The organism is Acinetobacter genomosp. 33YU (genome assembly GCF_001990725.1).
Lineage (GTDB): Bacteria > Pseudomonadota > Gammaproteobacteria > Pseudomonadales > Moraxellaceae > Acinetobacter > Acinetobacter seifertii.
In genome coordinates, this window is the sequence record NZ_LFZQ01000001.1 from 40,591 (window position 1) to 55,894 (window position 15,304).

Here is a 15,304-nt window from a genome sequence, read left to right on the forward strand (position 1 = left end):
AAAAACCCTGCTTAAGCAGGGTTTTTTATTTAAAATCTAAAAATTATTTAGATTCTTCAGCTTTTGGCTTTTCACGTAAACGAATGCCCAAGTCACGAAGCTGGTTAGCTTCAACTGGAGCAGGTGCTTGAGTAAGTGGACATTCAGCAGTTTTCGTTTTAGGGAATGCAATAACGTCACGAATAGAAGTCGCGCCAGTCATTAACATTACTAAACGGTCAAGACCAAATGCCAGACCACCGTGAGGAGGAGCACCGTAACGAAGTGCATTAAGCAAGAAGCTGAATTTCTCTTCCGCTTCTTCATCAGAAATACCAAGCGCTTCAAAAATCGCTTTTTGCATTTCTAATGTATAAATACGTAGAGAACCACCACCAACTTCAGTACCGTTCAATACCATGTCATAAGCAACTGAAAGTGCTTCACCTGGATTGTTCTTCACTTCTTCTACGCTTGATTTTGGTAGAGTGAATGGATGGTGAACAGAAGTCCATTTGCCATCGTCAGTTTCTTCAAACATTGGGAAGTCAACAACCCAAAGTGGAGCCCACTCACAAGTTGCAAGATTCAAGTCGTGACCAATCTTGACACGAAGTGCGCCCATTGCATCATTTACAACTTTAGCTTTATCAGCACCGAAGAATACGATATCGCCATCTTGCGCACCAACACGTTCCAACAATTCAAGTACGATTGGTTCAATGAATTTCACGATTGGAGATTGAAGACCTTCAATTCCTTTCGCGAGTTCATTAACTTTGATGTAAGCCAAACCTTTTGCACCATAGATGCCAACGAATTTGGTGTATTCATCAATTGCGCTACGTGGCAATGAAGCTGCGCCAGGAACGCGTAGGGCAACAATACGACCTTTAGGATCTTTTGCAGGGCCAGCAAATACTTTGAACTCTACTTCTTGCATTAAGTCTGCAACATCAACGAGTTTCAACGGAATACGCATATCAGGTTTATCTGATGCATAGTCACGCATTGCATCTGCGTAAGTCATACGTTGGAATTTATCGAATTTAACGCCAAGAAGTTCATCGAACATCTTCACAGTAAGGACTTCCATTAAGTCCATGATCTCATCGTCACTCATGAACGATGTTTCAACGTCGATTTGAGTAAATTCTGGCTGACGGTCAGCACGCAAGTCTTCATCACGGAAACATTTCGCGATTTGGTAGTAACGATCAATACCACCTACCATCAACAATTGTTTGAATAATTGTGGTGATTGTGGAAGTGCATAGAAACTACCATTTTGTACACGACTCGGTACTAAGTAGTCACGTGCACCTTCAGGAGTTGCACGTGTCAAAATAGGTGTTTCAACGTCTAAGAAACCATTATCTTCGAAATAGTTGCGAATAAGGTTGGTCAATTTAGAACGGAAGCGTAAACGATCCAACATTTCAGGACGACGAATATCCAAGAAACGATATTTCAAACGAATTTCTTCAGAAATATTGGTATTTTCATCATTTAAAGGGAATGGAGGTGTTTCTGAAGTGGCAAGAACTTCGATGTCTTTACCCAAAACTTCAATTTGACCACTCACCATATTGGCATTTTCAGTACCTTCATAACGGCGACGAACACGACCTGTAATTTTTAATACATATTCAGAACGTGCTTTATCTGCTGTTGCAAATGCTTCTGGAGTATCTGGGTCAATAACCACTTGAACGAGACCATCACGGTCACGCATATCAAGGAAAATAACACCGCCATGGTCACGGCGACGATGTACCCAACCGCATAATGTAACGGTTTGGTCGATTTGGGCTTCAGTTAAAGAGCCGCAGTAATGAGTTCGCATCATGATGAAGATTATCCAAACTATATTGGCTGAAAAGACGGATGCGTAAACCGCGCACCGTCAAAAAAGTAAGTTTTCGATTATGCCCTTTTGAGTGGCATGCGACAAGAACTAGATCAAAAAACAGCTATAATTTAGCTAAAAATGAGCAATTTGGCAGCAAGTTTACCTATTCATCCCATTCTTTGTTGTCTATCTAAAAACAAGAATAATAAGCATCCTAAACTAAAAGTACTTAACCAACCTTGCATGAACTCATTGATAGATCGACCTGTGAAATAATAGGTGTCGGTGTGCCAGACTTCATGAGGAATGTAACGGGCATAATCCCAAAGAGAAAATAAGCCTAAAAGTGTAGATAAAGTAAACAGGAACCAAGCAAAAATTTTAATTTTACGGCTTATTTTCCAGTGCTGTTTATATTTGTGATAGTAATGAATACTCATCCAGCCTAAAAAAGGTAGTGCTAGTGCAGAAGAACCGAGCTGAAGAAGGCGATGCAAAGGATACGGGCGGCCAAAGAAGTGAACCGTTTGGGATAAAAAATCTTGGAAGATAAACGTTCTAAAGTCAGAATGGGTGAGCCCATCCCAAATGAGATGAGTGGCAATACCGATAATGAGCGCGAATACAACTCCAATAAAAAAGTATATAAAACGTTTAATAGAGTCTAATTTCAAATCATGTTGAATGCCAAAAAAACGGTAAACCGCAGGCCTATATAAAACATACCAAATTGTGCAGAACAATAAACCTAATGCAAGGTTTGGATAGAGTAAACCTTTCCATTGATGCGTCAGCATACCTGATTGAACTGTAAATAGGCGATAAAGATCAGGTGTCATACTGCCAATCGCTAAGGCGGCAATAGGTAGTGTATTTCTGCTTAATTTGGCAATTGGTGGTGCAATAACAGCATGAGAGATTGTAAAAGGCATTGGAAACGGACGTTTCTCACATCATCAAAAACAACCAGTCTAACGAAACATACCTTGGGTTAATGTTTTTTATTGCAAAACGTTTGGAATGTTATAATATAACAGAAAAATACGGGTCATTCATTATGCAGCTCAAAACACAGCTTTTTGTTCTTTCATTATTATCATTTTCCATTCAGCAAGTGATGGCAGCGGATGATACAAATACTAAGGATGAGAAACCTGCCGAATTGGCAACAATTAAGGTTAAGGCAGAACCAGTTAACAACACGTCTTTGGCGGAAGGGGCAACAAGTATTGGTAATGCCTTAAATGGTCAGGCCGGAGTTTATGCGGCTCAATATACAGGTGGGGTGAGTCGACCAGTCATTCGTGGCCAAGATGGTACACGCGTCAAAATTGTACAAAATGGTGGCGATGTAATGGATGTTTCATCTGTATCGCCAGACCATGCTGTTACTGTCGATCCAAACTCTGCCCAAGATATTCAGATATTAAATGGTGCTGAAGCCCTACTATATGGTGCAGGTTCAGTTGGGGGATTGGTAAATGTTGTTGATGAAAAAATTCCAACAGCTATGCCAGATAAGGGTTACCAAGGTAAAGCCGGTGTTCGCTATAACTCGGGTAGTGACGAGTTGCTTTATTCGGGGCAAACAACAGTTGGTTTAGGCGACCATGTTGCGCTACGTGTTGGTGGTTTAAAGCGCGATGCGAATGACTATATCTTGCCTAAAGATTTGCAAACAGACGAGCGCCGTCAAGATAGCACTTTTGCCGATTCTAAAAATTATAATGCTGGACTGTCTTGGATTGGAGACCGTGGATTTATCGGTGCATCATTTAGTCAACGTCATGATCAATATGGCATTCCTGCTGAGAATGAGCTTTTTGGTTCATGTGAGCGTGATGGCTTGCATCTTGTGTGCGGTTCAGATGATCCAACCGATCATGGGCATGACCACGAACATGATGCTTCATGGATTAATCTCAAAGAAAAGCGTTATGACTTAAAAGGTGAGTTAAAAGATCCATTTGCAGGTTTTGCTAAAGTTGCAGCGCAAGCAAGCTATACAGATTATCAGCATGAAGAAATGCATGGTAGTGAGGTAGGAACAACTTTTAAAAGCAAAGGTGTAGACAGCCGAGTTACATTAGAAAATAATGCTTGGGCTGGTTGGACAGGGCAGATTGGCGCGCAATATACCCAACAAAAACTAAATATTGTTGGTGATGAGTCGATTATGGACCCAAGTAAAACCCAACGTTATAGTGTATTTGGTTTGCAACAAAAACAAATCAATAATGTCAATCTTGCAGTTTCTTCACGTGTTGACCACCAAACTATCGACATTGAATCAGATCAAAAGAATTACACGGGTACTGGATATTCGGTTGCTGGTACTGCAAGCTGGGAATTTGTTCCACAATACAAATTGTCCTTCACAACGTCACATCAAGAGCGTTTACCATTTGCCCAAGAGTTGTATTCAGATGGCGTACATATGGCGACCAATACCTATGAGTTGGGTAATGATGACCTGAAGAAAGAACGCTCAAATAATGTCGAGTTGGGTTTGCACTTTGATAATGACCTTTTGAAATACAATGTAAGCGTTTTCCACAACCGTTTTGATAATTTTATTTATGCCAATACCTTAGATGAGTTCCAAGGATTCCGCCTCATTGAATATAGTCAAGATGCAGCAAAATTTTATGGTGTCGATGCTGACCTAAGCTATCAAATTTCGCCTGTATATAATTTAGGATTATTTGGTGACTATGTCCGTGGCAAAATTGATAATGAAAATGCACCGCGTATTCCTGGTGGACGTTTAGGTACTAAAGTCAAAGCAGATTTTGGTGATGGTTGGGATGGTTCTGCCGAGTATTATCATGTATTTAAACAAGATGATATTGCTAATTATGAAACAAAAGGGCAGAGCTATAACATGCTGAACTTGGGCGTTGGATATAATGGTAAATATAGCAATATTGGCGATTATCGAGTGTTCTTGAATGCCAATAACTTGTTAGATAGTAAAATTTATCAGCATGAGTCTTTCCTCGCAAATGTTCCACAAGTCGGACGTAATTTTACTGTAGGTGTAAACTTTAGTTTCTAAGGCATAACACGAAACTAAACTTGAAAAATCAAGCCAAAAGACCTAATTTGAAATGATCAAGTTAGGTCTTTTTTATGCGTATTTTTCAGCGAATTCATCAAAAAATAAATTGGTCAGGGCGTCGTTATATGGCGGTATTACTTTGCGTTGTTGCTATAGCATATGTTGCATCGGCAATTTACCACACAGTAAAACCATTACCACAGGGCATTAACTTTAGTGGCAAGCTTAGACATGCCGATGTCAAATTTTTAGCAGATAAAACCTATCTGGATGCCAATGGTCAACAGAAACTTGATCAGCATATTTTCGATGAAATCTTGAAAATGATTGATGAGGCAAAGACTACTATTGTGGTCGATATGTTCTTATTCAATTCAGAGGTGGGGGATTCAAAAATAAAGCAAAGACCATTGATGCAAGAGTTAACCGATGCATTAGTGAGTAAGAAAAGACAAAACCGTCAAATTCAAATTGTACTAATTACTGACCCCATTAACTCGGTTTATGGTGGTTTAGGCCCTGAGCATTATCGTCAGTTACGTCAAGCTGGGGTTGATGTTATCGAAACGAATCTGATCCCTTTACGTGCATCTAATCCACTTTGGTCAGGGTTTTGGTATATCTGTTGTCAGAGTGTTGGAAATAACCCTGAAAAGGGCTGGTTACCTAACCCATTTGGTAATGAAAAAATTACGTTACGAAGTTATCTGAACTTATTTAATTTTAAAGCCAATCACCGTAAAACATTAGTTGTTGATACCGATGCTGGCTGGAAATCATTGGTTACGTCAGCAAATCCACACGATGGTAGTTCTAGACACTCTAATGTTGCGTTGGTGGTAACGGGAGCCACGGCTTCTGATGTTCTCCAGACAGAGGCTGCTGTTGCACAAATGTCTGGAAGTAGTTCACCCTCACTGATTTTAGGTGACTTTGAAAAAGATATAACCAAGCCTCAAGTTCAAGTGTTAACGGAAGGTGCGATCTATGAATCTGTGCTGAAATTAATTAACTCGGCTAAACCGAAAGAGCATATTGATTTAAGTATGTTTTATTTGTCTGAACGTAAGATTATTCAAGCTCTAAAAAATGCTCAAGCACGAGGTGTGATTGTTCGTGTTTTACTTGATCCAAATAAAGATGCATTTGGAAGACAAAAGAATGGTATTCCAAACCGTCAGGTTGCTTCAGAGTTACATGCTGCAGGCATTCCAATCCGTTGGTGTGACACGCATGGTGAGCAGAATCATAGCAAAATGATTGTGAAATATAACAACCAGCAAGCTGAGTTGATTGTAGGTTCTGCCAATTTCACTGCTCGTAATTTAAAAAATTACAACCTTGAAACGGATATATTGGTTATAGGCAAAGCTCAAGATCAAGTTTTTAAAGATGCTCAGGATTACTTCAATACTTCATGGTCAAACTTGCAGGGGAAACAGATGAGTGTCGATTACGCGAAGTATGCCGACGAGTCTAAAGTGAAATATTGGATTTATCGCTTTATGGAATGGTCAGGGTTATCGACTTTCTAATTCTATTTTTTATATAAACGTTGAAGTGATATGTTCACTACGGAGTCTTGCTTAGTTTGGTTCTATACTTGGAACTTATTCGTTGCCGTGATTTTGTACAGAATTGGCAAGGTGATTGGCGACATGGATGTCGCCGTTCCACTGTGTTGCAGGGAAGCAACATCAGTGGAACAAAGGTTTTTGTCACTTTTGACCTTTCAAAAGTGAGGCATTAGCCTATACAAAACATATTAGAACATCACTGTAAGTAAAGGCTGTTCCATAAGTCCGATTTAAGGCGCTGGCGGAATCAATTGATCTAAAGCCTTATCATCTAACTTTTCTATTTCACTCAAATCAGTCTTAATTTTCCATTGAGATTCATCATCTACCGGATTTGGTAAACGCGCCTCAAGCCAATCACAAACCACATCCGGATTAAACTCAGGGTGATTACACTGAATAATCCACGATAAAAAATCTTTGGCTTCACCATTCATATAAGGTGGTGGTGAAACAGGAAAGAATAATGTTGGTAGGCGTTCATTTGTCGAGAGATAATTTAAAACATGGCCGAGTTCTTGTACGGTTTGCCATGCAAGTGGGTGTTCTACATCAATACTGAACTTAAACCACCAAGCGTGTTCGCCATCTGCTCCATGCGCCATAATACGGGCTTCTTGTACACTTGGAACTTTGCAGAAAAATTGATGAAGACGTTCAAAACTGATTTCAGACACAGCAATTGACCTAGCTTGGAAAATGCTAATGGTAGCATAGATACAGATTCTTCATATTTTCTTTATAGTCATTACAAACAATATCAATCAAGCCTGTTTTATTCATGGTTTCTCCTTGACTCTCTTTTAATCTAGCTCTATATCAAGACAAAAAGGATGCACCATGAAAAAGCCAATCGTTCTTGTACTTTCAACTTTAATGTTGGGTATATCTGCTACTGCGATGGCGGATTCAAATAATCGCTGGGATAATTATCACGGCAACGATAATCGACATTATGATCAACGTTACGACCATCGCGATGAACATAGAGGACCGGGTTGGGTCAAAGCAAACCGTGGTGGTGAATATGTCGTAGTCAAGCGAGGGGAGCGTATTCCTGTAGAATACCGTGATCACCGTTACTTTGTTTCAGACTGGCGCGCACATCGTTTATATGAGCCACCACGTGGGTATCACTGGGTGAAAACGCCGAATCAATATTTATTAGTTGATTCACATCACCAAGTTTATCGTGTGCGTTAAGTGTAAAATATAGAATATTAAAAAGGCCTCAGTATCGAGGCCTTTTTTTATGCTAATTCATCATCTTGTGGCTGAGGAGTTTTGAGTGAGACTGGGGTCTTTGAATGCTTTTCTTTCATGACCGATGGATAATTCCATGAAGCAAAACGAACTACTAAAATTGAAATCGCTAAAATTAAAATTGAACCAGTAATAATGACTTGATCGATATCCGCTTTATGGTCATGTTGAATATCGGAAATGAGTAGGCGGGTTAAGGCTGTAATTGCGACATAAATAAGAAAGCGTACAGGCATGTGATTGGTTTTAAAGTAAATTCCAACCATTGCGCCAAGTTCTAGGTAGATAAATAATAGTAAAATATCATCAATTGATGCATATTTTTTGATAGTTAAAATTTCAAAAACAGTATGTGCCGCTGACCATGCCACCATACAGCCGATAATGAATAAAGCCAAATAATGAAAAGCTTCAACAGCATAGTGTCCAAATCGGTCGAGTGTTCTTTCAAACTTTTTAGGATCAGGCATAGTAAAATCTTTTTTGATATGTGTATGCCTAGAAAATAAACAAATTTTATGCCAATAGAAATAGTAAATACAAAATAAAAAACGCCTGAGTAATCAGGCGTTTTTTATGAAAAATTTAATTATGCTTGGTTGGTAAAGTAATCTTCACTAAAGCCCATAATTAAGTCAGCACCCGCTTTAATTTTAGCAATACGTGCATCAATATCTGGCAAGATACGTTCAACAAAGTATTGAGCTAAAGCAAGTTTGTTTTGGTAGAAATCACCAGACTTATCTTTAGCTGCAGCAGAAATTTTTGCAAACATATAAGCGAAGCTGAGTAAGCCCACTGCATGTAAATAATCAACAGCAGCAGCATTTGGGAAGTCTACGTTTTCAGCAGCTTGCTCAATAATAAACTGAGTAATCGCTTCAATTTCAGTTGCAGCATCTAATGTTGCATCTTTAATGAAGTTCAGATCTGTGTCTAGGTCATTTGCAAAGTCACGAATCTCAGTGATGTATTCAGCAATGAATGCGCCGCCACATTTAATAGTTTTACGACCAATTAAATCTTGAGATTGAACGCCGTTAGTACCTTCGTAGATTTGAGCAATACGAAGATCACGAATACATTGTTCCATACCCCATTCACGAATATAACCGTGACCACCAAATACCATCTGAGCATCTAAAGTTGCTTGGAATGCTGTATCTGTGAGGTAAGCTTTTGCAATTGGTGTTAAAAGCGCAACGCGATTATTGGCTTTTTTCACCGCTTCTGCATCAGTTGAGAACTTAGTGATATCGAGTTGTTGACCTACATAAACAGCAAATGCACGAGAAGCTTCGTTGTTGGCACGTACGTTAAGTAGCATACGACGTACATCACCATGTACTAAAATGCTGTCAGCAGGTTTATTTGGTGATTGAACGCCTGCAGCACTACGACCTTGTAAACGGTCAGTCGCATATTGAGCAGCATTTTGATAAGCAAACTCAGAAGCGCCTAAGCCTTGAATACCCATTGATAAACGTTCGTAGTTCATCATCACGAACATTGCAGCAAGCCCTTCGTTTTCTTTACCAACGAGGTAACCTTTTGCGCCATCAAAGTTCATTACACAAGTAGCAGATGCTTTGATCCCCATTTTATGTTCAATAGAACCTGGGCCAACATGGTTACGGTCACCTAACGAGCCATCTTCATTTACTAGGTATTTCGGAACAATAAATAGTGAGATACCACGTGAACCAGCAGGAGCATCTGGAGTTTTAGCAAGTACCAAGTGAATGATATTTTCTGCTAAATCGTTATCACCGCCTGTAATGAAAATTTTAGTACCAGTAATGTTATAAGTACCGTCTTCGTTACGTTCTGCTTTAGTTTTAATAATACCTAAATCAGTACCTGCATGTGGTTCAGTCAAACACATGGTACCTGACCATTCACCTGAATAAATCTTAGGTAAATAAGTTTCTTTTTGTTCTTGAGATGCATAGCTACTTAAAGCCATACCAGCACCCACTGAAAGAAGCGGGTAGAGCATGAAAGATGGGTTTGTCGCAAATAACATTTCATCGGCAAGAACGGTCAGCATTTTTGGCATGCCTTGACCGCCCCATTCTTCGTCTGCGCCTAAGCCAATCCAGCCACCTTCTGCATATTGACGAAATGCATCTTTAAAGCCAGCAGGAGTAAAGACTTCGCCGTTTTCGTAGCGAGCGCCTTCTTCATCACCAGTACGGTTTAATGGATGAGTCACGTTCTGAGCAAATTTAGCCATTTCTTCTAAAATTGCTTCAGCAGTTGCAGCATCTACATGAGCGAGTTTCTCATTAGACTGCCAAAATTGTTCTGCTTTAAATACATCATTTAAGATGAATTTCATATCAGCTAAAGGAGCATTGTAAATTGGCATAATCGTTCACCTTTTTTATGCACATCGACCTGTGCTAGATATCCTGTAAAACGAAATGGATATTGAATTTAAAGTCTAAATTTATCACTGATTTTATAAAAAAAGGACCGTCAAAACTGAGCAGTCCTTTTTTAGTTTTTAACATTGCATATCGCAACTAACTATGGTTAGAAAGCGAAATGTTCAGCATCTAATGACATCAATGGGTCTAGACCACCAGCAATCACGTCTACATGAGAACGTACGCGTGGCAAGATTTTCTTGAAGTAGAAGCGAGCAGTGGTAACTTTCGCGTTGTAGAAATCAACGTCAGTTGTACCTTCTGCCAATTTCTCTTGTGCTACAAGCGCCATACGAGCCCATAGATAACCTAAAGTCACGTAACCAGCGAAGTATAGGTAATCTACAGCAGCAGCACCCACTTCATCCGGATTTTGCATTGCACGCATACCGATTTGCATAGTGAGATCGCCCCATTCTTTGTTAAGCGCAGCAAGTGGCTCAACAAATTCTTTCATGGCAGCATTGTCTTTATTTGCTTCTACAAACTTATGAACAATCTTAGTGAAATCACGAAGCATTGCACCTTGAGTTTGTAAAACTTTACGGCCTAACAAGTCTAGTGCTTGAATTTCAGTTGTACCTTCATACAAGCAGGCAATACGTGTATCACGTACGATTTGCTCCATGCCATGCTCAGAAATAAAGCCATGACCACCGAAGACTTGAACACCATGCTTAGCAGACTCAGAACCTGTTTCAGTTAAGAAAGCCTTTGCAATTGGAGTCAATAAAGACAAGATGTTGTCAGCAAACTTACGCTCTTCCTCAGTTTCGCCTTTTTCAACGATATCTGCATATTGAGCGAGTAAGTAAACAAGTGCACGACCGCCTTCAGCAAATGCTTTTTGAGTTAAAAGCATGTTGCGAACAGCAGGGTGAACAATAATTGGATCTGCTTCTTTTTCTGGAGCTTTAGGACCAGAAAGTGAACGCATTGCTAAACGATCTTTCGCGTAAGTTAAAGCACCTTGGAAAGATGACTCAGACGCTGCTAAACCTTGAACAGCAGTACCAATACGTGCTGTGTTCATGAAAGTGAACATACAGTTCAGGCCACGGTTTTCAGGTCCAATCAAGTAACCTTTAGCTTGGTCAAAGTTAATCACACAAGTTGCGTTACCATGAATACCCATTTTGTGTTCGATAGAACCACAACGCACTGCGTTACGCTCGCCCACAGTTCCATCTGCATTTACATGGAATTTAGGAACGATGAATAACGAAATACCTTTAGTACCTTTTGGTGCACCTGGAAGGCGAGCAAGAACGATATGGATGATGTTGTCAGCCATGTCATGTTCACCAGCAGAGATAAAGATTTTCTCGCCAGAAATTGCATAGCTACCATCTGCATTTGGTTCTGCTTTAGTACGGATAATACCTAAGTCTGAACCTGCATGAGATTCAGTTAAGCACATCGTACCTGTCCAAACACCAGAAACAAGGTTAGGCAAGTAAGTATTTTTTTGTTCATCAGAACCATGATGTTCTAATGTACGTACTGCTCCGTGAGATAAGCCTGGGTACATACCCCATGCCCAGTTAGAGCTACCAACCATTTCTGAAATTGCGATACCTAAAGAGTTAGGTAGACCTTGACCGCCGTATTGTTCTTCTGCTGATAAAGACGGGAAGCCAAGTTCAATATATTTTTGATAAGCTTCTTTAAATCCTGTTGGAGTAGTGACTACACCATCATTCCAAGTACAACCTTCGCGGTCGCCAACTTGGTTTAAAGGAGAAAGTTCATTTTCACAGAAGTCTGCCGCAGCTTCTAAATATTGATCAACCAATTCACGGCTTACGTTACCTTGGAAATCAGGTAATTTTGCATAGTGCTCTTCTGCATTTAATAATTCATGCAAAACGAATTGCATATCACGTAAGGGCGCTTTGTATTGTGGCATATCGGGTTCCTCAATACTGGTGAAACCAGAGTTATAATCCTAATCTACGATAATGTGCCATAAGAGGCACCTTGAACCATTACATCGTGCAACAACTTGCATAACTGTACAAGCACCTCGGGGCCTTTACTTTGTGACTGCAAAGTCAAGAAAAAAATACTTGAACTATGTAAGTGCTTTGAGTGTAAACACTTTTAGTGAAGTTTAGATGAGACAAAATAGTCAAAATCGTAAATAGTTGTGTACATAAAAAAAGACGCTTAGAAGCGCCTTTTACTTTATTGCTTTAAGCTTTATTTTGCTTGAACTGCTGCTGGAGTAGGGGCATTAACTGGTGGTTGAGGGCGCTTTGGTTCAAAACGTAAGTTACAAGTACCTTCAAGTGTTCTATCTCCAACTTGAACATTTACAGCTTGACCATTTGCTTTACCTTCACATGCTTTTTGAATCTGTTCAAAACGAGCTTGACGCTCTGCGCGGTGCTGCTCCCACGCTGCTTTTTGTTCAGGGGTAAATTCACGGTGCTTCATACGGTGATGACCATCTCGTGGACCATCTTGCATCATGCCATGTTCTGGTTTAGGAGGTTGATTCATTGATTGACACGCAGCCAAACTACCCATAGTTACAATTGCTGCACTGAATAATGCGATTTTAGCAGTCATTTTCATATCTAAAGCCCTTTTAATGTTTGTTTCCACATACCTTAAAGATTAGATAATAAAGATGAAGAAACAATGGAGAGTTTTTCTTTTGGTTGTTAGTTACAATGAAAAATATAGGGTAAAAATGAGAGAGTACTTTTGAACGTACTACGTGTTCCAATTGCATTGCGGCTATTTTTAACAGTCTTGCTGACTACATTGTTAATTGCAACCGCAAGTTTGAGTGTTCTGCACTGGACGATGCAAAAGAACTTTGCCAAATATGTGGCCGATGTTGAAATGCAAAAGCTAGATAGGCTCATGACCAATCTAGGAAATGTGTATAGCGTTTATCATGATTGGGGAAATGCAATTCAGGCACAAATCTTACAAATTGAAGGAACGGCAGCGCCAGACGATTATGACCGTCTTTCGCAGTGGTGGTTAAGACGCCAATATGATATTGCGATTCAGCAGCATTCGTTCGATGAACACACGCTCATTAATGTTTCTCCAGATGGAGCGACAGCAAATAAAAATTCTATTTTTAGTGATGAAGAGCTACGCACACTTGAAAAGAACTTACCTTCTGAATATCAACCATTTGAAGGCTTAAAATTTCCATTAAGCGCAAACCAATTCCGTCCGCGTGATGATAAAAAAGGTACTTCAAAAAAAGGAAGTCTTAAAGATATTGAGACACAAAATGGCAAAAAGCGCTTTATTGCCTTACCTGACCGTCTAGGCTTAAGTTCTCGTTTATCTTTATATGATGCCAAACATCAATTTGTAGTTGGTGAACCTCCATCTTCAGATCAAATGTCTTACCGTCCTATTATGGTAAATGATCAGGTGGTAGGGTACTTAGGACTAAAACCAGTTCTAGATAAAGAAGATGCTTTAAGTATTAATTTCTTTAGTAATCAAAAGCGTTATTTACTTTTAATTTATGCTTTAACTTTACTATCGAGTTTAGTTGCAGCACTTTTAATGGCAACTTATTTTAAAAAGCCAATTCAACGTTTATTAAATGCAACAAAGGAGTTAACCAAAGGTAATTACCAACATCAAGTAGTGATTAAACGAAATGATGAACTTGGTGATTTATCAACTCAATTGAACCATTTAGCCGAGATTTTACATCAACATGAAGAATCACGCCGTCAATGGGTCGCAGATACGTCTCACGAGTTGAAAACACCGTTGGCTGTATTGCAAGCGCAAATCGAAGCAATGCAAGATGGTATTCGAAAGGCAACTCCTGAACATCTCGATGCCATGATGAGACAAGTTTCAAGCTTAAAGAAACTTACTCAAGACCTAGCAGATCTAGCACAGGCTGATGCTCAGCAACTTAAATGTTACTTAGGTTCAGTGAATCCGTGGGATGTTGTATTACAAGAAGTTGAAAACTTTAGACCTAAACTTGAGCAAGCAAATCTGGAAATTAAGGTTGAAGGTGAAGGGGTATCTTTACTGTTAGATCGTGATCGCTTTAAACAAATTATTGTTAATTTAATTAGTAATAGTATTCGTTACACAGAAACAGGTGGCAAAATTCATATTCATACAAGTCAAACTGCTCAAGAGTGGACTTTGTATGTTGATGATAGCCCGTTTGGTTTAAGTGATGAGCAACTATTACGTTTAGGTGAGCGTTTTTATCGAGTAGATGATTCGCGTACGCGTAGTACAGGTGGAACAGGATTAGGCTTGGCTTTATCTTGTAAAATTGCGCAAGCGCTTGGTGGTACACTAAGTTTTGAACACTCTCCGTTGGGTGGTTTACGCTGTGTACTTACCTTTAAAAAGCAGAGTTAAATAAAAGGAAAAATGGCCCATGAAGCATGTAATGTTGGTTGAGGATGAAGTTGAGTTAGCGCATCTGGTACGTGATTATCTTGAAGCTGCTGGTTTTGAAGTAAGTATGTTTCATGATGGTCAAGATGCTTACACGAGCTTTCAACAACGGAAACCTAATTTAATGATTCTGGACTTAATGGTTCCAAGAATGGATGGTTTAACGATTTGCCGTAAAGTACGTGAACAGTCAGATTTACCGATTATTATGGTGACTGCACGTACTGAAGAAATTGATCGAGTTTTAGGTCTCAATATGGGTGCTGATGATTACGTTTGTAAGCCATTTAGTCCAAAAGAGTTAGTTGCACGTGTACAGGCCGTTTTACGTCGTTTAGAGCGTAAGGCCGAGCCTGAACAAAATGATTCGTTCCGTATTGATAAAGCTCAGCAAAGAATTTGGTATCAACAAAAGTCGTTAAGTTTAACGCCGACAGAATTTCGCCTACTTGAGCTATTTTTAGAACATGTCGGACAAGTTTATTCACGTGCGCAATTATTAGACCATATCAATCCAGACAGCTTTGATGTTGCTGACCGAGTTATTGATAGCCATATCAAAAACTTGCGCCGAAAAATTAGTGAAGCAGCTGAAACTGGTAACCGTCATGAATGGATTCAAGCTGTTTATGGCGTTGGTTACCGCTTCGAGTATCCAGAAGAGTAAACTGTTCAGAAAAGTTATTCTGTGGATAACCACAATGTTATCCACAGAAAATGTGGATAG

General features: G+C 39.5%; 12 protein-coding genes. 5 read left to right on the top strand and 7 right to left on the bottom strand.

The annotated features are described in order from the left end of the window. Positions 1–43: 43 nt before the first annotated feature. Together aspS and AC056_RS00220 are read right to left on the bottom strand one after the other, a co-directional pair. A complete protein-coding gene (aspS, locus tag AC056_RS00215; protein ID WP_004705679.1) occupies positions 44–1,828 on the bottom strand; it encodes an aspartate--tRNA ligase in 1,785 nt (594 codons plus the stop codon). A gap of 170 nt (positions 1,829–1,998) precedes the next feature. Then, positions 1,999–2,763: a DUF4184 family protein gene (locus AC056_RS00220; protein WP_077162388.1), complete on the bottom strand. Its 765-nt coding sequence runs from the start codon at positions 2,761–2,763 to the stop codon at positions 1,999–2,001. Between the two features lie 125 nt (positions 2,764–2,888). Here AC056_RS00220 and znuD point away from each other — a divergent pair, with 125 nt between their 5' ends. Then, on the top strand, positions 2,889–4,889 hold the full coding sequence (gene znuD, locus AC056_RS00225) for a zinc piracy TonB-dependent receptor ZnuD (RefSeq protein ID WP_077162495.1): 2,001 nt from the start codon (positions 2,889–2,891) through the stop codon (positions 4,887–4,889). Between the two features lie 74 nt (positions 4,890–4,963). Then, positions 4,964–6,427 (top strand): phospholipase D family protein, encoded by a 1,464-nt coding sequence (locus AC056_RS00230; RefSeq protein WP_039253098.1) that lies wholly within the window; start codon positions 4,964–4,966, stop codon positions 6,425–6,427. A 272-nt stretch (positions 6,428–6,699) separates the two neighbouring features. On the opposite strand, the gene AC056_RS00235 is transcribed toward AC056_RS00230, so the two are convergent. Continuing rightward, the gene (locus tag AC056_RS00235; RefSeq protein WP_004705683.1) at positions 6,700–7,146 is read right to left on the bottom strand and encodes a hypothetical protein; all 447 of its coding nucleotides are present in this window, start codon (positions 7,144–7,146) and stop codon (positions 6,700–6,702) included. A 163-nt stretch (positions 7,147–7,309) separates the two neighbouring features. On the opposite strand from AC056_RS00235, the gene AC056_RS00240 reads away from it, so the two are divergent. Then, positions 7,310–7,672 (top strand): RcnB family protein, encoded by a 363-nt coding sequence (locus AC056_RS00240; RefSeq protein ID WP_019457489.1) that lies wholly within the window; start codon positions 7,310–7,312, stop codon positions 7,670–7,672. A gap of 47 nt (positions 7,673–7,719) precedes the next feature. Here AC056_RS00240 and AC056_RS00245 read toward each other — a convergent pair whose 3' ends face one another. The 4 genes from AC056_RS00245 to AC056_RS00260 all read right to left on the bottom strand — a co-directional run bounded on the left by AC056_RS00245 (position 7,720) and on the right by AC056_RS00260 (position 12,744). After that, the gene (locus AC056_RS00245; RefSeq protein WP_004705685.1) at positions 7,720–8,202 is read right to left on the bottom strand and encodes a phosphate-starvation-inducible protein PsiE; all 483 of its coding nucleotides are present in this window, start codon (positions 8,200–8,202) and stop codon (positions 7,720–7,722) included. Between the two features lie 119 nt (positions 8,203–8,321). Next, positions 8,322–10,103 carry an acyl-CoA dehydrogenase C-terminal domain-containing protein gene (locus tag AC056_RS00250; RefSeq protein WP_004705686.1) on the bottom strand — a complete coding sequence of 594 codons (1,782 nt, stop codon included), beginning with the start codon at positions 10,101–10,103 and terminating at the stop codon, positions 8,322–8,324. A 167-nt stretch (positions 10,104–10,270) separates the two neighbouring features. Then, on the bottom strand, positions 10,271–12,073 hold the full coding sequence (locus AC056_RS00255) for an acyl-CoA dehydrogenase C-terminal domain-containing protein (RefSeq protein WP_004705687.1): 1,803 nt from the start codon (positions 12,071–12,073) through the stop codon (positions 10,271–10,273). Between the two features lie 293 nt (positions 12,074–12,366). Further along, a complete protein-coding gene (locus AC056_RS00260; protein ID WP_077162389.1) occupies positions 12,367–12,744 on the bottom strand; it encodes a hypothetical protein in 378 nt (125 codons plus the stop codon). Positions 12,745–12,876: 132 nt separating this feature from the next. Between AC056_RS00260 and baeS the strand changes: the two genes are divergently transcribed. Continuing rightward, positions 12,877–14,538, top strand: coding sequence for a sensor histidine kinase efflux regulator BaeS (gene baeS / locus AC056_RS00265; protein ID WP_019457494.1), 1,662 nt, complete (start codon positions 12,877–12,879; stop codon positions 14,536–14,538). Between the two features lie 19 nt (positions 14,539–14,557). Next, complete coding sequence (locus AC056_RS00270; RefSeq protein WP_019457495.1) at positions 14,558–15,244, top strand: response regulator; 687 nt, start codon at positions 14,558–14,560, stop codon at positions 15,242–15,244. Positions 15,245–15,304 lie beyond the last annotated feature (60 nt).

What these genes read in the sequence shown, in the direction of transcription:
- aspS (WP_004705679.1), bottom strand. Translation starts at nt 1,828, where the DNA reads ATGATGCGAACTCATTACTGCGGCTCTTTAACTGAAGCCCAAATCGAC.
- AC056_RS00255 (WP_004705687.1), bottom strand. Translation starts at nt 12,073, where the DNA reads ATGCCACAATACAAAGCGCCCTTACGTGATATGCAATTCGTTTTGCAT.
- AC056_RS00245 (WP_004705685.1), bottom strand. Translation starts at nt 8,202, where the DNA reads ATGCCTGATCCTAAAAAGTTTGAAAGAACACTCGACCGATTTGGACAC.
- AC056_RS00220 (WP_077162388.1), bottom strand. Translation starts at nt 2,763, where the DNA reads ATGCCTTTTACAATCTCTCATGCTGTTATTGCACCACCAATTGCCAAA.
- AC056_RS00230 (WP_039253098.1), top strand. Translation starts at nt 4,964, where the DNA reads ATGCGTATTTTTCAGCGAATTCATCAAAAAATAAATTGGTCAGGGCGT.
- znuD (WP_077162495.1), top strand. Translation starts at nt 2,889, where the DNA reads ATGCAGCTCAAAACACAGCTTTTTGTTCTTTCATTATTATCATTTTCC.
- AC056_RS00260 (WP_077162389.1), bottom strand. Translation starts at nt 12,744, where the DNA reads ATGAAAATGACTGCTAAAATCGCATTATTCAGTGCAGCAATTGTAACT.
- AC056_RS00270 (WP_019457495.1), top strand. Translation starts at nt 14,558, where the DNA reads ATGAAGCATGTAATGTTGGTTGAGGATGAAGTTGAGTTAGCGCATCTG.
- AC056_RS00240 (WP_019457489.1), top strand. Translation starts at nt 7,310, where the DNA reads ATGAAAAAGCCAATCGTTCTTGTACTTTCAACTTTAATGTTGGGTATA.
- AC056_RS00250 (WP_004705686.1), bottom strand. Translation starts at nt 10,103, where the DNA reads ATGCCAATTTACAATGCTCCTTTAGCTGATATGAAATTCATCTTAAAT.